Annotated in this window: 20 protein-coding genes; 8 read left to right on the forward strand and 12 right to left on the reverse strand. The window is 72.3% G+C overall.

Features of this window, described 5'->3' with window-relative positions; all coding sequences use genetic code 11:
• Positions 1–43 precede the first annotated feature (43 nt).
• Complete coding sequence (locus tag ABZ725_RS11095; RefSeq protein ID WP_358802403.1) at positions 44–1,036, reverse strand: Rieske 2Fe-2S domain-containing protein; 993 nt, start codon at positions 1,034–1,036, stop codon at positions 44–46.
• Positions 1,037–1,124: 88 nt separating this feature from the next.
• Positions 1,125–1,784 carry a TetR/AcrR family transcriptional regulator gene (locus ABZ725_RS11100; protein WP_358802404.1) on the reverse strand — a complete coding sequence of 220 codons (660 nt, stop codon included), beginning with the start codon at positions 1,782–1,784 and terminating at the stop codon, positions 1,125–1,127.
• Positions 1,785–1,927: 143 nt separating this feature from the next.
• Between ABZ725_RS11100 and ABZ725_RS11105 the strand changes: the two genes are divergently transcribed.
• The 3 genes from ABZ725_RS11105 to ABZ725_RS11115 all read left to right on the forward strand — a co-directional run bounded on the left by ABZ725_RS11105 (position 1,928) and on the right by ABZ725_RS11115 (position 4,917).
• Positions 1,928–2,971, forward strand: coding sequence for a medium chain dehydrogenase/reductase family protein (locus tag ABZ725_RS11105; RefSeq protein WP_358802405.1), 1,044 nt, complete (start codon positions 1,928–1,930; stop codon positions 2,969–2,971).
• Positions 2,972–3,163: 192 nt separating this feature from the next.
• Positions 3,164–3,853 carry a sigma-70 family RNA polymerase sigma factor gene (locus ABZ725_RS11110; RefSeq protein WP_358802406.1) on the forward strand — a complete coding sequence of 230 codons (690 nt, stop codon included), beginning with the start codon at positions 3,164–3,166 and terminating at the stop codon, positions 3,851–3,853.
• Complete coding sequence (locus ABZ725_RS11115) at positions 3,850–4,917, forward strand: CU044_5270 family protein (RefSeq protein ID WP_358802407.1); 1,068 nt, start codon at positions 3,850–3,852, stop codon at positions 4,915–4,917. The genes ABZ725_RS11110 and ABZ725_RS11115 overlap by 4 nt, the downstream gene beginning before the upstream one ends.
• Before the next feature lie 41 nt (positions 4,918–4,958).
• Here ABZ725_RS11115 and ABZ725_RS11120 read toward each other — a convergent pair whose 3' ends face one another.
• Entirely contained in the window at positions 4,959–5,408 is a 450-nt protein-coding gene (locus ABZ725_RS11120; protein WP_358802408.1) for a DUF5707 domain-containing protein, read from the reverse strand.
• 190 nt (positions 5,409–5,598) lie between these two features.
• On the opposite strand from ABZ725_RS11120, the gene ABZ725_RS11125 reads away from it, so the two are divergent.
• The 3 genes from ABZ725_RS11125 (at position 5,599) to ABZ725_RS11135 (ending at position 8,955) form a co-directional block, all read left to right on the forward strand.
• Positions 5,599–7,917 (forward strand): histidine kinase, encoded by a 2,319-nt coding sequence (locus ABZ725_RS11125; protein ID WP_358802409.1) that lies wholly within the window; start codon positions 5,599–5,601, stop codon positions 7,915–7,917.
• Positions 7,914–8,600, forward strand: coding sequence for a response regulator transcription factor (locus ABZ725_RS11130; protein WP_358802410.1), 687 nt, complete (start codon positions 7,914–7,916; stop codon positions 8,598–8,600). Before ABZ725_RS11125 ends, ABZ725_RS11130 begins: the two co-directional genes overlap by 4 nt.
• 76 nt (positions 8,601–8,676) lie before the next feature.
• Positions 8,677–8,955: a hypothetical protein gene (locus ABZ725_RS11135; protein WP_358802411.1), complete on the forward strand. Its 279-nt coding sequence runs from the start codon at positions 8,677–8,679 to the stop codon at positions 8,953–8,955.
• Positions 8,956–8,991: 36 nt separating this feature from the next.
• Here ABZ725_RS11135 and ABZ725_RS11140 read toward each other — a convergent pair whose 3' ends face one another.
• The gene (locus tag ABZ725_RS11140; RefSeq protein WP_358802412.1) at positions 8,992–10,209 is read right to left on the reverse strand and encodes a CU044_5270 family protein; all 1,218 of its coding nucleotides are present in this window, start codon (positions 10,207–10,209) and stop codon (positions 8,992–8,994) included.
• 1 nt (position 10,210) lies between these two features.
• A complete protein-coding gene (locus tag ABZ725_RS11145; RefSeq protein WP_358802413.1) occupies positions 10,211–10,765 on the reverse strand; it encodes an RNA polymerase sigma factor in 555 nt (184 codons plus the stop codon).
• A 171-nt stretch (positions 10,766–10,936) separates the two neighbouring features.
• Here ABZ725_RS11145 and ABZ725_RS11150 point away from each other — a divergent pair, with 171 nt between their 5' ends.
• Positions 10,937–12,358, forward strand: coding sequence for a DUF2252 domain-containing protein (locus tag ABZ725_RS11150; protein WP_358802414.1), 1,422 nt, complete (start codon positions 10,937–10,939; stop codon positions 12,356–12,358).
• A 354-nt stretch (positions 12,359–12,712) separates the two neighbouring features.
• Here the strand turns inward: ABZ725_RS11150 and ABZ725_RS11155 are convergent, their stop codons facing one another.
• The 6 genes from ABZ725_RS11155 to ABZ725_RS11180 all read right to left on the reverse strand — a co-directional run bounded on the left by ABZ725_RS11155 (position 12,713) and on the right by ABZ725_RS11180 (position 17,844).
• Positions 12,713–12,934, reverse strand: a complete 222-nt coding sequence (locus ABZ725_RS11155) for a CarD family transcriptional regulator (protein WP_351906099.1) — start codon at positions 12,932–12,934, stop codon at positions 12,713–12,715.
• Positions 12,935–13,117: 183 nt separating this feature from the next.
• Entirely contained in the window at positions 13,118–14,662 is a 1,545-nt protein-coding gene (locus ABZ725_RS11160) for a glycosyltransferase family 39 protein (RefSeq protein ID WP_358802415.1), read from the reverse strand.
• A 14-nt stretch (positions 14,663–14,676) separates the two neighbouring features.
• Positions 14,677–15,483, reverse strand: coding sequence for a class I SAM-dependent methyltransferase (locus ABZ725_RS11165; RefSeq protein WP_358802416.1), 807 nt, complete (start codon positions 15,481–15,483; stop codon positions 14,677–14,679).
• Positions 15,484–15,566: 83 nt separating this feature from the next.
• A complete protein-coding gene (locus ABZ725_RS11170) occupies positions 15,567–16,523 on the reverse strand; it encodes a transporter (RefSeq protein WP_358802417.1) in 957 nt (318 codons plus the stop codon).
• Positions 16,520–17,437, reverse strand: a complete 918-nt coding sequence (locus tag ABZ725_RS11175; RefSeq protein ID WP_358802418.1) for an ABC transporter ATP-binding protein — start codon at positions 17,435–17,437, stop codon at positions 16,520–16,522. The genes ABZ725_RS11170 and ABZ725_RS11175 overlap by 4 nt, the downstream gene beginning before the upstream one ends.
• On the reverse strand, positions 17,434–17,844 hold the full coding sequence (locus ABZ725_RS11180; RefSeq protein WP_358802755.1) for a GntR family transcriptional regulator: 411 nt from the start codon (positions 17,842–17,844) through the stop codon (positions 17,434–17,436). Before ABZ725_RS11180 ends, ABZ725_RS11175 begins: the two co-directional genes overlap by 4 nt.
• A 222-nt stretch (positions 17,845–18,066) precedes the next feature.
• Between ABZ725_RS11180 and ABZ725_RS11185 the strand changes: the two genes are divergently transcribed.
• Entirely contained in the window at positions 18,067–18,921 is an 855-nt protein-coding gene (locus ABZ725_RS11185) for a polysaccharide deacetylase family protein (RefSeq protein WP_358802419.1), read from the forward strand.
• 19 nt (positions 18,922–18,940) lie between these two features.
• On the opposite strand, the gene ABZ725_RS11190 is transcribed toward ABZ725_RS11185, so the two are convergent.
• Positions 18,941–19,156, reverse strand: a complete 216-nt coding sequence (locus tag ABZ725_RS11190) for a DUF4177 domain-containing protein (protein WP_351906117.1) — start codon at positions 19,154–19,156, stop codon at positions 18,941–18,943.
• Positions 19,157–19,174: the final 18 nt, after the last annotated feature.

Raw genomic sequence — 19,174 nt, forward strand, 5'->3', positions numbered from 1 at the left:
AGGAAGGCCCGGGTCTCGGAGATTCCGACCCGGGCCGTCTTCGTCACGCCGGGGGATAGAACTGCGCGTACCAGCGGCGCAGCGCTCTGATGCCCTTCTCGTGCGGGAGCAGGACCGGCCGCGACTGATGGATCTTGTGGTCCCAGATCCGGACCTCCTCGCGCACCTCGCCCAGCGCCTCCGCGCGGAACACGAGTTTGAGCGCGGGGGTCAGGAAGCGGGCCCGGGACGGTTTGCGCAGGTAGTAGAGCATCCGCAGTTCGCTGGTGTGGTCGTCGACGGGGGTGGAGAGGGCGACGGCGGTCACGGAGAGCACGGGTCCATGGGTGCGGACCACCATGACCCCCGGGCCGTACATGAACGCGTCGAAGGTGTTGTCGATGTCCCAGCCGAGGACGCGCCGCCGGATCCGCCCGCGCACCTCGGCGAAGGGGCCGTCCACCTGCCAGTCCTGGACGGGGGGTTCGCTCTGACCGTGGATGAAGTGGAAGTGGGACTCGTCGACGATGTTCTCGCGCATCTCCTGGATGTGGATCCGGGCGCGGCAGGTGTCGTCGACCGGGCTGGCGAAGTCCCGGGAGGTGGCCTCCGGGATGTCGGGGACTTCCCAGGAGGGCTCGTCGGGTCCGACGTACACGAAGACGAGCCCGCTGTGCTCGCGGACCGGGAAGCCGCCGAGGACCGCTTTGGGGGTGCGGACCGCGAAGGGAGCTTCCACGCACCGCCCGTCGGTCCCGAACCGCCACCCGTGGAACGGGCACTGCACCGTCCCGTCCACGACCTTCCCGCCGGCGCCCAGGTGTGCGCCGTAGTGCGGGCAGTGCGCGTCCCGTACGGCCGCCTGCCCGTCGGCCCCGCGGAAGGCGATGAGCGCCCGCCCGAAGTAGTGCAGGCTGACGACCTTGCCCCGCCGAAGCTCGACGCTCCGCAACACGGCATACCACCCGAACGGCACGACCGGCATCGGATACACGTCCGCACGCGGATCACGGGGAAGCCCCGAGAGGCTGTCTTCCTGACTCCGGGGTAAGGGCATGGCAGGGATGCTAGCGATCACGCGGTGGGGACGGTAGGGACGGGAACGGTGGGGTGGCGGCCCGAGTGTCGGCTCGCCGGGGCGGCGGTCAGTTCGGGGACTGGCTCGTCAGGGTGTTCAGTTCGGCGGTGTAGAGCAGCGCGGGGTCGAAGCCCATGTCTGTGAAGTGGCCCGCCAGTTCGAGGGAGAGGACGCCGTGGAGGCGGGTCCAGCAGGTCAGGGCCCTGTGGAGGGTGGCGGGTGGGGCGGGGTGGCCGGCGGTCCACTGGTCGCCGAGGCCTTCGAGTCGGGCGGTGAGCGGGGTCGGCGGACCGTCCGCGGGCAGGTCGGCGCAGGCGTCGAGCAGGGACGTCATGATCTCGGACGCGATCGTGGTGACGTCGTCGGGCGCGTGGTAGCCGGGGACGGGTGTGCCGTAGACGAGGAAGTAGCGGTGGGGGTCGGCCAGGGCCCAGGCGCGTAGCGCGTGCGCGAGCTCGGTCAGGCCGCCGCCTGCGGCCGAGGTGGCGCGGAAGGTGTCGGCGAGGCTTCGGTACGCGTCCCGGACCAGCTCGGTGATCAGCTCGTCGCGGCCGGCGAAGTACCGGTACAGCGCGGGCCCGCTCATCCCCATCTGCTTGGCGATCGCGTTGAGGGAGAGGGCCGAGGCCCCCGCCGTGGCGATCTGCTCCCACGCCCGTTCCTTGACCTCCGCCCGCACCTGGGCGCGATAGCGCTCGCGCGGGGTCGTCGTGCCCGTCTCCGCCATGGCCTGCCGCCACCTCTCCGCAGGGGTGCCTATATCCCCAAGATTTAGTTAGAGGCTATCACGAAGGTTATTGACACCCTCCATTCGGTTGCGTTACAACTTCTAACGAACGCAAGCGCAAGTAGCGACCGCTGGAGGTCATCATGAACGCCGAAGGATCCACCGAACTCGTCGAGGTCGTCCTGCCGGGGAAGGTCGAGCCCGAAGGGCTGCGGATCCGGTACGGGGTCGTGCCCGTCCCGGGGCCCGGGCAGGTGCTGGTCCGGATGGAGGCGACCGGAGTCTCCTTCGCCGAGCAGCAGATGCGCCGCGGCCGGTACTACGATCAGCCGCCCTTCCCCTTCGTGCCCGGCTACGACCTGGTCGGCACGGTGCTGACGACCGGCGAGGGCGTCGACCCCGGCCTGGCCGGCACCCGGGTGGCCGCGCTGGTCAAGGTCGGCGGCTGGGCCAGCCATGTGCTCGTCGACGCGGCCGACGCGGTGCCGGTGCCCGACGGGATCGACGCGGCGGAGGCGGAGACCCTGATCCTCAACGGCATCACCGCCTGGCAGATGCTGTACCGCAAGGCGCGGATCCGCGCGGGCCAGACCGTCGTGGTGCACGGCGCCAACGGGGGCGTCGGCTCGGTGCTCGTTCAGCTGGCGCTGGCGGCCGGTGCGACGGTGATCGGCACCGCCTCCGCCCGCCATCACGACGCCCTCCGCGAGCAGGGGGTCGTCCCGGTCGACTACCGCGCCCAGGACCTCGCCGCGCGGATTCGCGAACTCGCCCCGGCCGCCGGTGCGGACGCCGTCTTCGACCATGTCGGCGGGCGGGGCATCGTCGACTCCTGGAGGCTCCTCGCACCCGGCGGCACGCTCGTGTCCTACGGCACCGCCTCGACGCGGGACGACGAAGGGTCCAAGCAGTGGCCCGTGCTCAAGCTGCTCGGCCGACTGTGGCTGTGGAACGCCCTGCCCAACCGTCGCCGCGCCTACTTCTTCAACGTCTGGGCGGGTCGGGCCCTGGCCAAGGACCGGTTCCGGGCCCGGCTGCGCGCCGACCTCACGCAGGTCTTCGCCGCCCTGCAGCGTGGCGACGTCACCCCTCGGATCGCCGGCCGGCTGCCGCTCGCCGAGGTCGCGGACGCGGTACGGCTGGCCGAGTCCGGCACGGTCGTCGGGAAGGTCGTCCTCAATCCGTAGGGGTGTCGAGAGTGGTGTCAAGCCCGACGATCATCGGAGGCGGACGGGGGCCGATCTGCTCCTGGCCTGAACCGGCTCGCCATGCTCAGCCCTACACTGCCTGCCGCCGCCGAACACTGCCGAAAGTCCTGTGACGCAGGTCACGGGAAGGCGGGGTGGGGTGCCGGACAGCTCATGGAGGTGAGCACACATATGCGTACCCGGGTACGGGCCGGGGAGTCGGGCGCGTTCGCGGAGCTGTTCGACAGCTACTCCCGCGCGGTCTACAACCACGCCTTCCGGCTGACGGCGGACTGGTCGACGGCCGAGGACGTGATGGCCGCGACCTTCATGGAGGCGTGGCGGCTGCGTGACCGGGTGGAGCCCGAGGGCGGCTCGCTGCGGCCCTGGCTGCTGGGCATCGCCACCAACACCGCGCGCAACCAGTTCCGGAGCAACCGGCGCTACCGGGCCGCGGCCGGCGCCGCCGCGGCCGCCGAGTCGGCCGTGCCCGACCACGCCGACGAGGTCGCCGACCGGATCGACGACCGGCAGCGCCTCGCGAAGGCTCTCACCGCCCTCGCCACCCTGCGCAGACCGGAGCGCGAGGTCGTCGCGCTCTGCCTGGGGGAGGGGCTCGACTACGAGGCCGCGGCCGAAGCGCTCGGGATCCCGGTCGGCACCGTCGCCTCCCGTCTCTCCCGGGCACGCAAGAAGCTGCGCGCGCTCGCCGGGGACGAGCCCACCCGAGAGTCCGGCCGTGAGTCCGGCCATGAGGCCCGCCGGGAATCCGGCAGAGAATTCAAAAGAGTTGGCGGAATTCGGGAAGGCGGGCGTCCGGCCCGACAGACAAGAGGCGATCACACAAACGTGGTCCGGCCCGCGCAGGGAGGAAACCGATGAACGCGAACACGGACGACGCCGCAGAGCTCTTCGCCGCGACGGCACGTGACCTGCCTACGGGCCGTCACCAGTTCCACAAGGAGCGTCTGATGGCCCAGATCCACGACATGCGGCAGGCAGAAGAGACCCCGGCCCCCGCCAAGGTCCGGCGGTTCCGGATGCCGCGCCTGGCGATCGCACTGCCCGCGATGGCCGCCGCCGTGGCCGCGGCGGTCGTCGCCGGAGTGGTGACCAACGGCGGCTCCGGGGTCAGGGACGGCGGTCTCGCCACCGGGCCCGCCCTGACCACGACCCTCGGCACCCCGACCACCAAGGGAGTGCCGCAGCTGCTCGACCAGATCGCGCTCGCGGCGGCCGAGGCGCCCCACCCGGACCTCGAGCCCGGCCAGTTCGTCTACATCGAGTCGAAGACGGCCGACACCTTCGTGCGGACGGTCGACGACAAGTCGTCCCTGGCCAGCCACGAGCTGCACCGCCGTCAGATCTGGGACTCCGCGGACGGCACCCAGGGCTGGCTGATCGATCCCGCCGTCAACGACAGCTCCGAGGGCGAGACCCTGAGCCTCCCCGACGAGCTGGGCAACACCCCCACCGCGCACCTGGGCGCGCCGTCCTACGACTACCTGACCAAGCTGCCCACCGACCCCGACGCACTCCTCGCCAAGATCTACAAGGAGACGAAGGGGCAGGGCAACACCCCCGACCAGCAGGCGTTCAGCACCATCGGCGACCTGCTGAACGAGAGCTATCCGCCGGCGGAGCTGTACTCGGCGCTGTTCAAGACCGCCGCGAAGATCCCCGGTGTGGTGATCGTGAACGACGCGGTGGACGCGATCGGCCGGCACGGCGTGGCGGTGGCCCGGCTGGACGAGACGAGCGGGCAGCGCGAGGAGTGGATCTTCAACGAGAAGACCCATGTGTTCCTCGGCGGCCGCTCGGTCCAGGTCAAGGGCTATACGGAAGAAGGCGTCCTGATCAAGCCCGGCACGGTCACCTTCACCAGCGCCGTCATCACCCGGGCCATCGTCGACGGCATCAAGCAGACGCCGTCACAGGCCGGCTGACGACCGCGGTGGACGTCAGCCGCTCACGTCAGCGGCTGACGTCACCCGGCGACGTCGAAGGCGGCCGCGCGGGGCACGAACAGCGTGTCCCCGTCCGTGGCCGTGGCCAGGGCCGAGACATGCCAGGCGCCCTGGGCCGGCTCGGCGGCGTCCTGCTGCGTGACCTTCAGGGTGTAGGTGCAGCGGGACGACTCGTCCGAGGTGCTCCGGCACTCGGCGCTCTCGGCGTCCCGCAGCTCCGCCGCGGTCGGGTCGAGCTTCGAACTCGCGGGCCACGCCACGACCTTGAGGTCACGGACGCCCGAGTCGTCGCTGACGTCCACGGTGAAGGTGAGCGAACCGGCGGCCCCGGCGGACGGCGCGACGTAGCGGGCCGAGCCGTTCTCCACGGTGAGCTTCGTGGCCGCCGAGGCCATCGCGAGGCCGCCCGCGACCACTCCGCCGAGGACGACGGCGCCGACGAGCGAGGAGACGACAATGCGCTTGGACATGGGAATTCCCCCTGAACTGGGTCGAGTTGATGTGAACGAGCCTAGGGTCGGGGGCCCCGCGCAGTCCTCGCGCTGAGGGACGATCACGGCCTCTCACCACAGGTGGAGCGTCTGCAACCAAAGTAAGAGAGGCGAATCAGCCTCCAGCGGGAATCGGGCCGCTCACCTGCGGCCCTAGCCTGGATCAGCCATGAATCGAACCGACGACCGGCTGCTCCCGGTCCTGCTGATCTGCGTCCAGGCCGTGGTGTGGCCGGGGGCGGCGCTGGTGCGCGGGGACGTCCCCGCCGCGTCCGCGCTGCTCGTGGCCCTCCTGGTCGCCGGGCCGGTGACGGCCGCGCTCGCGCTGCGCCGGACCCGCCCGGTGACGACCGTCGTCGTGGTGGCCGCCGCCTGCGCGCTGGGCGCGGGGCCGCTGCCCGTGGGGGCGGTGGCGGTGCTGGGGACCGCCGGGGTGGCGCTGGCGCTGTTCACCGTGGCGACCGAACGCGACCCCTTCACCGCCGTGCTGTGCGTCGTGGCCCTCGCCGGCTGGCAACTCCTGCAGGGCATCACCCTGCACGGACTCAGCGACCGCAACGGCCTCGACCTCGTCCTGACCGCCCTGCTGTACGCGGCCGCGTGCGGCGCCGGCTTCCTCGTCCGGCGCACCAGGCGCGCCCGACGCGCGGCCGAGCGGCTGCTGAAGCGGGCCGAGGCCGAGCGGCACCGGCTTCCGGCGGCCGAACGCCGCCGGATGGAACGGGAGTTGCACGATGTCAGCGCCCATCATCTGACGGCCGTGGTGGTCACGGCGGGCGCCGCGCTCGGGTTGCGTGAGCGCCGTCCCGAACTCGCCGCGGAGGCCCTGGAGTTCGCCGTCGGGACCGGGCGGGAGGTGACGCGGGCGCTCGGCGCGGTACGGGCTCCGACGCCCTCACGGGAGGAACTGCCCTCGCCGCAGGAGCGGTTGCTGGACCTCGTCGCGGGGTTCCGGCGGCTGGACCAGCGGGTGGAGTGCGAGATCGACGCGCTGCCGGACGGCGCCGTCGCGGACGCGGCGTACGGCATCGTGCGCGAGGCGCTCACCAACGTGGCCCGGCACGCACCGGGCGCGCCGACGAGCGTGCTCTGCCGGTACGGCGACAGCCACACCGAGGTCGTGGTCACCAGCGCGGCCCCGCCGACCGGTGCGACGGCGCACGCCGCGGGCCTCGGCGGCGGACGCGGAACCGGCTTCCTGCGGTCCCGGGCCCGGGAGGCGGGCGGCACCCTGACCAGCGGACCCACCGCGGACGGCGGTTGGCAGGTGCGCGCGGAACTGCCCGGCCGGACCTCCGCCGAGGTGCGGCGGACCGTGCCGCGCGGCTACCGCCCGGCACAGCTGACGGCCGCCCTCGGCCTCGTCCTTCAGCCGCTGCTCCCGGCGCTGGTCATCCGGGCGGAGCCCACCTCGGCCGGCGCGTCGACGGGCTCCCAGGTCTCCGCGGGCGTGCTCTTCGCGCTGCTGGCCGCGGCCCAGGCCGTCGCGCTGCTGTGGCTGCGCCGCGCGCCCCGCGCCGCGCACACCGTCCTGCTCGGGCTGCCGCTGCTCTGGCCGGTCGCGATGGCCGCGGGCGACTACACCGGCCCGGTCGCCCTGCCGCCCGCCCTGAGCATGCTCGCCACCTGCGCGATGCTCGCCTCGACGGCAGCGCGCAGGCCGACGCCGGCGCTCCCCGTCCTGGCGGCGGCCGTGCACGCGGTGGCCGCGACCGCCGCGGTCCTGGACCGGGGGACGACGGTCCCCCTCTGGGCGGTGGCCGGTGCGGCGACGGCCGGGGCGGGGCTGGCGGCGGCTGCGGCGCAGTGGGGCGGTGTCCTGCGGGGGCGGCGCGAACGGGCCGCACGGGGCACGCGGGAGGAACGTCTCGCCGGCTGGACCGAGGAGGCCGTCCGGGACGCGTGGGCCGAGCGCCGTCGTATCGCCGCCGGGCTGGAGACGACCGTGCTGGCGCGCACCGCCGACATGGTCACGGAGGCGGAGGCGGGCCGGCTCGACGAGACCGCCGAACGGGCCCGCGAGGCCCTCGCCGCGATGCGCGCCCTGCTCGACGCGGTCCGGGAGGAGGAGGGCAAGGGCGGCACGGGCCCCGAACTGCGGCCACAGCCCACCCTCCAGGCCCTCGACCTGCTCGCCCACCAGCTCCGGGCCACCGGCCGCGAAGTCGAGATACGGCTGACCGACCGGGTGCCGAGCCGACTGCCCACCGAGGTGGACCTGGCCGCCTACCATGCCGCCGAGACGATCCTCGCGGCCGGCGGCGAGGAGCCCGCGATGCTCGAACTCGACGCGGACGCGAGTACGTTGACGCTCACGGCCACCGGAGTGCCCCGCGCCGCCGGTCCCGCCGTACAGGAGCGGCTGGCGGCGCGGGTCGAGGCGCTCGGCGGCATCCTGACCACCGGTCCGCAGGGCACGGTCAGCCTCCGGCTGCCGCTCGCTCCGCTCACGCCGGTCGACGAGAACAAGAAGGAGCGGCAGCCATGAGCCTCAGAGTGCTGGTCGTCGACGACCAGGGCATCGTGCGAGCGGGGTTCGCCGCCGTGATCGACGCCGAGGACGACATGACGGTCGTCGGCGAGGCCGGCGACGGCGCGGAAGCGGTGCGGCTGGCCGCCGAACTGGCCCCGGACGTCGTTCTCATGGACGTCCGGATGCCCGAACTGGACGGCATCGCCGCCACCCGGATCATCACCGGCCGGGAGAACGCGCCCCGGGTGCTGGTGCTGACCACCTTCGACCTCGACGTGTATGTCTTCGACGCGCTGCGCGCCGGGGCCTCGGGTTTCCTGCTCAAGGACGTCCGCCCCGCCGAACTGCTGGACGGCATCCGGGTGGTGGCCGCCGGCGAGAGCGTGCTCGCGCCGTCCGCGACGCGCCGGCTCATCGGCCACTACGCGTCGGGGACGGCGGTCGCCGACACCGGGGACGGCAGCAACCCCCGCGAGCTGGACAGCCTGACCGGCAGCCAGCGAGGCGTCCTCGAACTGCTCGCCACCGGACTCAACAACGCGGAGATCGCGGCGGAGTTGGGCATCACCGTCGGCACGGTGAAGTCCCATGTGAACGCGCTGCTGCGCAAACTCGGGCTGCGCGACCGGGTGCAGGCCACGATCCTCGCCTACGACCTGGGCCTCGCCCGCCCGAACCCGCCGGGCGCCCACCTCTGATCCGACCCACCTCTGATCCGACCCACCACTGACCATCACCGACCACCACTGAGACCGCGATCAAGGAGCCTGTCCCGTGACCCGTCTGCGCCATGTCCTCGGCAGCGTCTTCGCCCTCGGCTATCTGGCGATCTGCGCCGTCCTGCTCGGGTGGGCGTTCGTGGTGGCCGTCGTCGACGACTCGGGCGAGTCCATGGCGGGGGTCGTCCCGCTGCTCGCCACCGCCCCGGTCAGCCTTCTCCTGCTGCCGTTCGGGGACCACTACGCGATGTTCGTCGTCACCGTGGTCGTCGGGGCGCTGGTCAACGCCACGGTCATCGGCTGGTGCGCGCGTGCACTGCGACGCGGCGCGTGAGCCCGGTCTACGCGGGCCCGGTCTGCGTGAACCGGACTACTTGCGGGTCTCCAGCTGTCGGTCGCTCCACTCCGCCTTTTCCGTGGCGGTGTAGTTCACCAGCGTTCCCGCGGTGACGCCCGCCTCGGCGGCCGCGGCGTTCGGCTCGGTCACCGTCTGCTGCTCGGAGAGCAGGGCGCCGGTGTCCGGGTCGACGATCAGCTCGGACCGCACGGCCCCGTAGTCGGGCGTGTCGATGGCGGGCAGGGCGAAGCCGACGCCCTTGCGGCCCAGCGGGTCGGTCACCTCGCCGAGCGACCGGATGCCGGGCAGGTCCGCGATCACGCGGTACGCGGCGGCCCTGACCTCGGCCTTGACCGGCAGCCCGATCAGTCCGGCCGCCTGCTGCCACATCCATTCGGTGCGGTCGGAGATCTCGCTGCCGCCGTCCTCCTTGTATAGGTCGGCGAGGTAGGCCTTCAGCTTCGTGCTGTCGCCGGGGAGCTTCTGCAGGTCGGCGTAGGTGACGTTGTCGGCGCCGAGCGCGGCGATCTCGTCGCCGTCGTTGATCCGGGTCGTCGTCGGCCGGCTCTCGGACGCCGACTCGATGCGCAGCCCGAGCCTGCCGCCCGAGACGCCGCCGCCGGCGAGGGTCAGCTCCTTCGGCGAACCGGCCGCCTGCCAGCGCTGCCTGTCGCGTGCGGTGCGGGGCTGGGTGGAGTCGTCGATCCCCGACACCCACAGGCTCTCGGCGCCGGACTTCACGCCGTAGGACCACTCCTGCGTCTCGGTGGAGACGACGGAGAAGCCGGACGCGGGCTCGGCGATCACGCCGATCCAGGCCGAGCGCGTGGTCAGCTGCCAGTACGTGCCGTCCTGCGCCGTGCGGTCCAGCTGGGCGGCGACGTTCAGCAGCGCGAGGCGGCCGTTCGCCGGGGTCTGCCCGGATCCGGTGCCGTCCGTCGAGGCCCCGGCACTCGCCCGGGAGCCGCCGACGTCCACGCCGGTGCCCGCGCCGCTGTCGGCCAGGGTGCCGACGACCACGGCCGCGACCACCGCGGTCGCCGCGGCGGGCAGCGCCCAGCTCCAGCTGAACGGGCGCACGGGCCGGACCGGGCGGACCGCCCTTCGGGTCTCGGGCTCGTCCTGGGTGCTCGCCAGGATGCCGATCAGGTCGTCCCGGGCGCGCTCGGAACCGGCCAGCCGGGCCGGATCGAACTCCGCGGGCCGCGCCTGGGCCAGTGTCTTCATGACATCGGGCCGCTTGCGTGCCATGTCAGTGCTCCTTCACATTCACAGTCGCAGTCACCTTGGGGCGGGAGTCACGAGAGAGCCCGGCCGCGACCTCGTCGACGGCTCGTTCCAGCCGCCGTCTCGCCCGGTGCAGCCGCACCTGGAAGGTGGCGGTGGAACAGCCGAGGACGCGTGCGGCCTGTCTCGGGGCGAGCCCGTTCCAGGCGACCAGCGTCAGCACCTCGCGGTCGGCGGCCGACAGCCCGGCCAGCGCCTGCAGCGCCGCCGCCCGTTCGGTCACATCGGCGGCGACGTCGTCGACCTGGCCGCCCGAGGTGATGATGCGCTGGGCCTCCTCGACGGCCGCCGCGTACTGTCTGCCGTCGCGGCGCCGCAGTTCATGGGTCAGATTGCGGGCCACGCCCAGCAGCCACGGCAGCGGCGGCGACGGTATGTCCCGCATCCGCCGCCAGGCGACCGTGAAGGTCTCGCTGGCGATGTCCTCCCCGACCTGACGGCCCACCAGGCTCGACACATAGGCGAGCACCCGGGGCTGGCACTCCTCGTACAGGTCACGGAAGCGTTGGACTTCGGTCACGCACCGTCTCCTCGTCTCGGCTCTCTCACCTGGAAATGGTCGGGAGCCGTGATTTCTTACAGGGGGAGGAGAGGAAGTTCTGAGCTCGCTCGAAACCCGCCCCGAGGCTAGGCTGAATTGAGTATTTGATGAGCAAATCGGGTGTTCAATGAGCTTCCCGGAGCCGCCGTCATGACCCAGAGCCGTCACCCGGACGGGCACGAGATACGCAACCGCACCCCGCAGGAGCGGGCCTCTCTCGGCAAGGCCGCGCGCAGCGCGGTGCCCCGGTCCAGTCACGCAGAGTTCGCACCCGGGCCGAAGCGGCCCGACGCGCTGGAGATCATCGAGAAGCAGTCGGCCACGCGGCTGCCCGACCTCGTGCCGATTCGCTACGGGAGGATGTCCGAGTCGCCGTTCCGGTTCTACCGGGGGGCCGCCGCCATCATGGCGTCGGACCTCGCGGACACTCCGAGGTCGGGGTTCAGGACCCAGCTCTGCGGCGACGCCCACATGCTGAACTTCCGGCTGCTGGCGTCTCCCGAGCGGCGGCTGATGTTCGACATCAACGACTTCGACGAGACGCTGCCGGGCCCCTGGGAGTGGGACGTCAAGCGGCTGGCCGCCAGCCTGGTCATCGCGGGCCGGCTGAACGGCTTCAGCACCAAGGAGCGCAGGACGATCGTCCTGGCGACCGTGCGGTCCTACCGCGAGCACATGCGCACCTTCGCCGGCAGCGGCAACCTGGAGGTCTGGTACACCCGGTTCGACGTGGACTGGGTGCGTGACCGGTTCGGTGCCGACCTGTCCGCGCGGGGCCGTGACCGCTGGTCGAAGGCCGCGACCAAGGCGCGTTCGCACGACACGCTCCAGGCGTTCGACAAGCTCACCCGGGTCGTGGACGGTGAGCGCAAGATCGCCCCCGACCCGCCGCTCATCGTCCCGATCCGCGACCTGCTGCCGGGCACCGGGTACCGCGAGGTGGAGCAGCCGTTGCGCGGGCTGCTCGAACGCTACGGCCGGACCGTGCAGTCGGACCGGCGGTTCCTGCTGGACCAGTACCGGGTCGCCGACATGGCGCGCAAGGTCGTCGGGGTCGGCAGCGTGGGCACCCGCTGCTGGATCGTGCTGCTGCTCGGCCGGGACGACGAGGATCCGCTGTTCCTCCAGGCCAAGGAGGCCGACGAGTCGGTGCTGGCCCCCCACGTCGGCGCCTCCGAGTACCGGACGCAGGGCGAGCGGGTCGTCTCCGGACAGCGGCTGATGCAGGCGACCAGCGACATCTTCCTGGGCTGGGAGCGGGTCGAGGGCATCGACGGCCGACGGCGCGACTTCTATGTGCGCCAGCTGCGCGACTGGAAGGGCGTCGCCGAGGCCGAGGACATGGTGCCGCGGGGCATGCGCACCTTCGGCGAGCTCTGCGGCGCGACGCTGGCCCGGGCCCATGCGCGCTCCGGCGACCGGATCGCCATCGCCGCCTATCTCGGCGGCGGCGACTCCTTCGACCGGGCGCTGGTGACGTTCGCCGAGCTGTACGCCGACCAGAACGAGCGTGACCACCAGGCGCTCCTCGACGCGGTGAGCGCCGGCCGACTGCCCGCGCAGGAAGCCTGAGGGGTCACACCGATCACCGCCGTACGCCGGGCGGTGGCTGTACGGCGGTGAACGGGCTCGTACGGGGATGAACGTGATCGAGATGGGGACGGAAGCGGCGGACGGGGGACGTCGCTGGTCGCGCTAGCTTGCCCTGAGCTGATCCTCGTCCAAGTCCGAAAGGAAGGACTCGGTCTCGATCTCTCCGAAGTCCGGGGCCTGGAAGGGGTTCGTCGTCGGAGGGGGCGACGCTGCCGTGGCGGAGCGGATCGCACCCTCCGGGGCGGAGAACAGCGAGGTCGATTCGATGAGAGGTCTCCCTATCGTTACAGGGCCGTGAGGGCGCCTGGCGTGCCGTGACCGGGCACAGCGGTCCTACAGCTTGCTCATCTTCGAGTAAGGACTCAGGATCCGCTGTTGCGCCGAACCGAAATCCACGAGCGCCGCGATCCCCTCCTCGATACCGATGACCCGGCCGAGGCCGTACATGTCGTGTGTGACCTGGTCACCGACCTCGAAGTGCTTGGGCGGCGGCGCGACCGGTGCCTTGAACGGGCTGGAAGGCAAATAACGCTTCGGTGCAGCTGGCTTTGTCATTGCCACCAGTATGCGCCCGCTTGGGGCCGTTCGCTGCGGCCGTCCGCATCACTGTTCGGCACCGGCTCGGACGAACGATCACCGCCGCGGGCCGTGTCCGGCACGGCGAGAGGGCCGATCCGCAGGTCGCCGGCCGCCCGGACGGCACCGCTGACCTGGTACGGAACCCCGGCGCACCGCCCGCTACCGCACCCGTTCGTAGACGGTGACGCTGCGTCCGCGGCGGACCGTCGTGGAGCGCTCGGTGAAGTGTTCGCGCAGGACACGTTGTTTCGCGCGGTCGCGGGCGTTGCGGGCGGGTCGCCGCACCGCGTCGCCGACGACGATGACACGTTTCTCCCGCAGCAGGGCGCGGGCGATGGCCGCCGGATCCGCCTCGACGCCGTGCAGGGTGCCGGCGGCGGCCGGGCTGTGGACGAGGGCGATGTCACGCAGTCCGTGGAAGGCGCCCGGGGTGACCGTGGCGGTGTCGCGCCGGGCGGAGGGGATGAAGACGACCGCGCCGCCCTGTCCGCGCACCGCCGCCACCACATCGGCCGCGGTCAGCACGTCGTCGACGCGACTGTCGGCGGCGCGGACGTCCAGCTCGACGGGGAGCAGGGCGAGGAACGCGAGCGCGGTCACGAGCGTGAGCGCGACCGCCGGGCGGAGGCGGAGACGGACGGACACGCGTCCGGCGAGCGTGGCCGACGCCACCCCGAGGAGAAGGGCCAGGCCGAGGTGGGAGAACAGCACATAACGGCCGACGTAGAGGGGCTGCACGGTGAGCGAGACCACGAGGAGCGTCACCTGCGGGAGGACGCACAGCGGGACGGCGACCGCGGCCGGGCTCAGCCGCCCCGCCGGGACCAGGTGCGCACGGGCGGGTTCGCGCGCGCCGCGCAGGAGCGCGCAGCCGCCGGCCGCCAGCACCCCGGCCACGACGACGGCCAGCGTCCCGGGGGAGACGGGCGGTATCCAGGACACCTGCCGGGACTGGCCCCGGCTGGCCAGGATCAGGGGCAGCGCGCCGAGCACGGCGGCGCCCGCGGCGAGCAGCCAGCCCGCCCGGACCGCGCGGTGCGGCCGGGCGACGGCGACCGTGACGGCGTGGGCGGCGAGCGCGAGCAGCGAGAACCAGTTCAGCAGCGCCCCGAGCAGGACGGCGACCGCGTATCCGCTCCAGGTCCGGGCGCGCGGGCGGCGCATCGCGGCCACCAGCAGCCAGGTCGCGTACGCGACAGTCGCGGTGACCATCGCGTACGGGCGGCCTTCCTGCGCGAACACCTGGCACAAGGGCAGCAGGGCGACGGCGAGACCGGCCCCGAGCCCGCTCCAGCGGCCCGCGAGCCGGGCGCCGAGGTCGGCGGTGAGGGCGGCCGCCGCGGCCATCGCGACGACGGAGGGCGCCCGCAGCGTCAGCAGGCTGTCGCCGAAGACCTCGAACAGCAGGTGCATGACCGCGTAGTACAGGCCGTGGACGACGTCCACGGTGCCGAGCATCCGCCAGATCTCGGGCAGGCTGCGGTGGGCGACCTGCCAGGTGGCGGCCTCGTCGCGCCACATGCTGTCCTGCCGGGTGATCCCCCACAGGCCCAGGACGAGCACGAGGCCCGCGGGCACGGCCGCCGTGACCGCCCGGCCCGGACCCGGCCCCGGCCGTCGTGCGACGCGCGGTGGCACGGGCGGCCGGGGCCGGATGCCGGTGGACACCGTGGTGGACGTCATCGTGGGTGCCGTGGGTGCCATGGGGGACGGCCTGCTCAGACGGTGGCGGGCAGCGGCGAGCGGCTGACCCGTATCTTCGACTGGCCGTGCGGGCGCTCCTCCCAGTCCTCCATGAAGCGCGCGTACAGGCCGTGCTCGGCCGCCAGGGCCAGCAGGGTCTCGGTGCGGTAGTAGAAGTCCTCGCGCAGCACCTGGTGTTCGGCGCCCTCGGTGCGGTCGAAGGTGAAGTCGAAGAACCCGGTCTCGGTCAGCACCCGGCCGACGTGCGCGAGGCACTCGTCGATGACGTCCAGCGGCGAGTGGGAGAAGACGCTGTGCGCGTGGATGACGTCGAAGTGGTCGTCGGGCAGGAAGTCCAGGGTGAGGTCGCCGCTGATGGTGAGGTGCGGCAGCTTGTCCTGGAGCCCGCGCTCGGTGAGCGTCTTCTTGGCGGCGATCAGGATGTCGGGCGAGATGTCGATGCCGTAGTAGTTGCCGGCGTCGAGGTGGCTGATGAAGCGCCAGCCGCCGCGCAGGTTGCCGCAGCCGATGTCGAGCATGCGGTGCTCGGGGCGCAGCCCGTGCTCCATGAGGTACTCGAACTGCATCTGCCCGAGCGCCAGCCAGCGGTCATGGGTCTGGCTGCCGACCGCGGCCTCGGGGTTGCGGCGGGTGTCCGAGGCCATCACGGCCCGGTAGTAGCCGACGTGGTCGGGGTGCCTCAGCCGCAGCCAGGCGTCCCGTCCGGCCCGGCGCAGATACGGGGAGACGCGGCCGGGGTTGCGCAGCGCGTACCCGATCTTGTGGGTGAGGGCGGCGCGGTTGTTGCGCAGCTTCTTCGGCGACTTGGCGTCTGAAGGCATGACGAATCGACCTCCGTGCAGAGCGGGACCCCGGACATGGGGGGACCCCGGATGAAGGGAATGAAGGAAGTGAGGGAAGTAGGTCAGACGCGGCGGCGCAGGACCAGCACGGTGGCGACCGTGAGCAGGACGGCGAGCCCGCCGAGGACGGCGGTGTCGGTCCACTGGAAGGCCCAGTAGTCGCCGACCGGGTTGGCCTCGTAGAAGCGGGCCACATACCCGTGCCGGGCCATGCAGGCCTCGAGCTCGGCGCCTGACGGGTAGGGGCAGCTCAGTACGTCGTCACGGCGGCCGGAGGCGGTGATCAGGCCGTAGTGGCCGGTCGACCACTTGTCGCCCATGGGCTCCTTGGGGACGCCGCCGGCGCTGACGTAGCGGTGCGGCGGGACCAGCAGTCGGGTCCGGTGCGCCCACTCCAGCAGGAGTGTCGTCGCCCCGGTCACCAGCAGGGCCAGGCCCATCGCGGACAGGACGCGGCGGGCCAGCAGACCCAGCAGCGTGCCGGCCGCCAGGCCGAACAGGGCGGCCGCGACGACCCGCGGGCCCGAGCCGCTCAGGGCCGCGTTCTCGTACCAGAACAGGCCGTAGCTCCGGTCGGCGGCCGGTCGCCACCACCACGCGAAGACCCCCGCGAGCACGCCGGAGACGGCCGTCGTGGCCGCCGCGGCGAGGGCGAACCGGGACGCGAACCACTGGCCGCGGCTCACGCCCTGCGCGAGGACCATGCGGTGGGTGCCCAGTTCCCGGTCGCGGCCCAGCAGCGGGGCGCCCCAGAAGACGCCGATCAGGACGGGCAGGACGAGGTTCAGCGTGCCGAGGTACTGGAGCGGCTCGACGTCCAGCAGCAGGAGCGGGCCGGTGTCGCCCTGCGTGCAGGACAGCGGACCGGGGTCGCAGTGGTCGAACAGTCCGCTGTGCAGCGCGTCCAGCATGCCGGAGCGGTAGTACGCGGCGATCGCGGCGGCGGCGACGAGGACGGCCGCGCCGACGCCGACCAGCAGTCGCTGCTGCCGCCAGGCGAGCCAGAGGGAGCCCTTCACGCGGCCACCTCCGTCGGCTCGGCGGAGGCGTCGGAGGACTCGGCGGCCGGGGTCTGGAGGTGGCCGATCAGGATGGCCTCCAGGCTGGGCCGCTCGACGTGCCAGTCGCCGCGCACCGGACCGCGCCGGCGGACCAGGGCGGTCAGCTGTCTGCCGCTGACCCGGCTGTGCACGACGTCGTGCTGCCCGGCCAGGGCGTCGGCCCGGTCGGCGTGGCCGGTCAGCAGGGCGTGGCTCTCGCGCAGCGCTTCGGCGTCCTCGCTCAGCTCGACCCGGCCGTCGCGCAGCAGCAGCACCCAGTCGCAGGTCTGCTCCAGCTCCGGCAGGACGTGCGAGGACAGCACGATGCTCGTGCCGCGTTCGGCGGCGTCGGTCATCAGCGCCGCCATGATCTCGCCGCGGGCCACGGGGTCGAGGTCGGCCATCGGCTCGTCGAGCAGCAGCAGGTCGGGCCGTTTGCCGAGGGCCAGGGCGAGGGCGACGCGGGTGCGTTGGCCGGGGGACAGCTCGCCGACCCGGGCGGTGTGCGCTATGTCGCCCTCGTCGACGGTCCGCTCGGCGGTCGCCCGGTCCCACGAGGAGTTCAGCTTCTCGCCCAGCAACAGGGTGTCCGCCACGGTGAAGCGGGGGTAGAGCGGCTTGTCCTGGGTGAGCAGGGCGACCCGGGCGCGGGCCTCGGGCGTGCCCGGTAGGGCGCCCAGCACGCGCAGTTCCCCGCTGCGGGCCCGCAGCAGGCCGCCGGCCAGGTGCAGCAGGGTGCTCTTGCCGGCCCCGTTGCGTCCGACGATGGCGGTGACCCGGCCGCCGGGCACCGTGAACTCGCAGTCCCGCAGGGCCCAGCCGCCCCGTGCCCGGTACCGGAATCCGAGTCCCGTGGCGCGCAGTGCGGCGGCCGGGGCGTCAGGCCCGGTCATGCGTCCTCCTCTGTGTGGTTGTCGTAGCTGTCCAGGGCGGCTGTGACCAGCGCGAGGATGTCGGCCCGTTCGAGGCCGGCCGTCCGTGCGCGTGCCGTCCACTCGGCGAGGTCGGCGCGCAGCGGGGAGTCGTCCTCCGCGCCGGGCCGGGCGAGCGACCGCGTCACGAACGTCCCCAGCCCGCGGCGCAGTTCGACCAGGCCGGCCTGCTCCATGTCGCGGTAGGCGCGGAGCACGGTGTTGGGGTTGATGGCGGTCGCCGCCACCACTTCCCTGGCCGTGGGCAGCTTGTCCCCGATCTGCAACGTGCCCATCCGGAGCGCCCGTTCGGTCTGCTCGACGATCTGCACGTAGGCGGGTACGCCACTGCCCCGGTCGATCCGGTACTCGACCACGTCACCTTCCAGGTTCAAGCATGCTTCCATTAATGAATTAATACAAGCATGGTGGAGGGGTCCCGGGGATGTCAAACAACGGGGATGTCGAACAAGGGGATGCCGAACAGGAGTGCAACCTCGGACGCCCGTTCGGCATCAAGGAGGGTGAACAGCTCAGACACATTGACGGCACAGGGGCGGCGCGCGTTGAACACACGGTCCAGGAGGGCGGCCCTGGCCTGTCTCCTTCTCTTGACGAGCCTCGCGACGGGCTGCGCGGCCGAATCCGCCGCGGACTCCGCCGACTCCGCGAAGGCCGATTCAGGGAAGGCCGGCTCCGGGAAGTCCCCGTCCGCCACGCCGACCTCCTCCGCGCCGGGGGCGCAGATTCCCCGTGGTGACGCGGGTGCGCAGGTCGCCGCCGCGGCCGCCTACCGCAAGTGGGGCCTCGAACCGCTGGCCGCTCCGCCCGCCCCGCCCGCGACCAAGCCGGTGACGCTGCCGGCGGCCGACGGCACGGTGCCGGTGATCAGCGACATACCGACCAAGGAGAAGATCGTCTTCCTCACGTTCGACGACGGGGCCGAGAAGGACCCGGAGTTCGTGACGATGATGAAGGAGCTGAAGATCCCCTTCACGATGTTCCTGACGGACGCCGCCATACGCTCCGACTACGGCTACTTCAAGGAACTCCAGGGACTCGGCGCCGGCGTCCAGAACCACACGCTGACCCACCCGAACCTGCGCACCCTGGGCGCGGCGGCCCAGAAGCAGGAGATCTGCGGGCAGCAGACCAAGCTGAAGGCCGAGTACGGCACCACGCCCCGGCTGATGCGTCCGCCCTACGGCAACTGGGACGAGAACACCCGGGCCGCCGCGGCGTCCTGCGGCGCCGAGGCGATCGTCCTGTGGCGCGAGTCCATGCAGATCAAGAACATGCAGTACCAGCGCGGCGACAAGAAGCTCCACCCGGGCGACGTCATCCTGGCCCACTTCCGCGGACCGTCCGAGCTCAAGGGCACGACGATGACCGAGATGACGGCGAACATGCTCCGTCACATCCAGGAACAGGGCTTCACGGTCGCCCGCCTGGAGGACTACCTCTAAGACTCAGGGGCTCAGGGGCTCAGCCGCGAGGGCGCTCGAAGGTCAGCAGCAGGCCCTCGACGGCTCCGGGGCCGATGCGGCCCTTGACGTCGGCGGAGGTGATGGCCTTGAGGGCCCAACCGTCCTCGGCGTGCTTGTTGAGGACCTTCTCCAGCTTGTCGCTGTCCAGCGCGTCGCCGATCAGCGACTCCCGGAAGGTGACGACCTTGTACTCGAACGCGTAGGCATGGCTCATGACCGCCAGCCAATCACC

Source organism: Streptomyces sp. NPDC006872, assembly GCF_040635845.1.
Taxonomy (GTDB): domain Bacteria; phylum Actinomycetota; class Actinomycetes; order Streptomycetales; family Streptomycetaceae; genus Streptomyces.

Excerpts from the sequence above, each read along its gene's own strand:
- ABZ725_RS11150 (WP_358802414.1), top strand. The coding sequence starts at position 10,937 with ATGACCCAGAGCCGTCACCCGGACGGGCACGAGATACGCAACCGCACC.
- ABZ725_RS11160 (WP_358802415.1), bottom strand. The coding sequence starts at position 14,662 with ATGGCACCCACGGCACCCACGATGACGTCCACCACGGTGTCCACCGGC.
- ABZ725_RS11130 (WP_358802410.1), top strand. The coding sequence starts at position 7,914 with ATGAGCCTCAGAGTGCTGGTCGTCGACGACCAGGGCATCGTGCGAGCG.
- ABZ725_RS11095 (WP_358802403.1), bottom strand. The coding sequence starts at position 1,036 with ATGCCCTTACCCCGGAGTCAGGAAGACAGCCTCTCGGGGCTTCCCCGT.
- ABZ725_RS11105 (WP_358802405.1), top strand. The coding sequence starts at position 1,928 with ATGAACGCCGAAGGATCCACCGAACTCGTCGAGGTCGTCCTGCCGGGG.
- ABZ725_RS11155 (WP_351906099.1), bottom strand. The coding sequence starts at position 12,934 with ATGACAAAGCCAGCTGCACCGAAGCGTTATTTGCCTTCCAGCCCGTTC.
- ABZ725_RS11140 (WP_358802412.1), bottom strand. The coding sequence starts at position 10,209 with ATGGCACGCAAGCGGCCCGATGTCATGAAGACACTGGCCCAGGCGCGG.
- ABZ725_RS11165 (WP_358802416.1), bottom strand. The coding sequence starts at position 15,483 with ATGCCTTCAGACGCCAAGTCGCCGAAGAAGCTGCGCAACAACCGCGCC.
- ABZ725_RS11115 (WP_358802407.1), top strand. The coding sequence starts at position 3,850 with ATGAACGCGAACACGGACGACGCCGCAGAGCTCTTCGCCGCGACGGCA.
- ABZ725_RS11100 (WP_358802404.1), bottom strand. The coding sequence starts at position 1,784 with ATGGCGGAGACGGGCACGACGACCCCGCGCGAGCGCTATCGCGCCCAG.
- ABZ725_RS11125 (WP_358802409.1), top strand. The coding sequence starts at position 5,599 with ATGAATCGAACCGACGACCGGCTGCTCCCGGTCCTGCTGATCTGCGTC.
- ABZ725_RS11120 (WP_358802408.1), bottom strand. The coding sequence starts at position 5,408 with ATGTCCAAGCGCATTGTCGTCTCCTCGCTCGTCGGCGCCGTCGTCCTC.
- ABZ725_RS11175 (WP_358802418.1), bottom strand. The coding sequence starts at position 17,437 with ATGACCGGGCCTGACGCCCCGGCCGCCGCACTGCGCGCCACGGGACTC.
- ABZ725_RS11190 (WP_351906117.1), bottom strand. The coding sequence starts at position 19,156 with ATGAGCCATGCCTACGCGTTCGAGTACAAGGTCGTCACCTTCCGGGAG.
- ABZ725_RS11110 (WP_358802406.1), top strand. The coding sequence starts at position 3,164 with ATGCGTACCCGGGTACGGGCCGGGGAGTCGGGCGCGTTCGCGGAGCTG.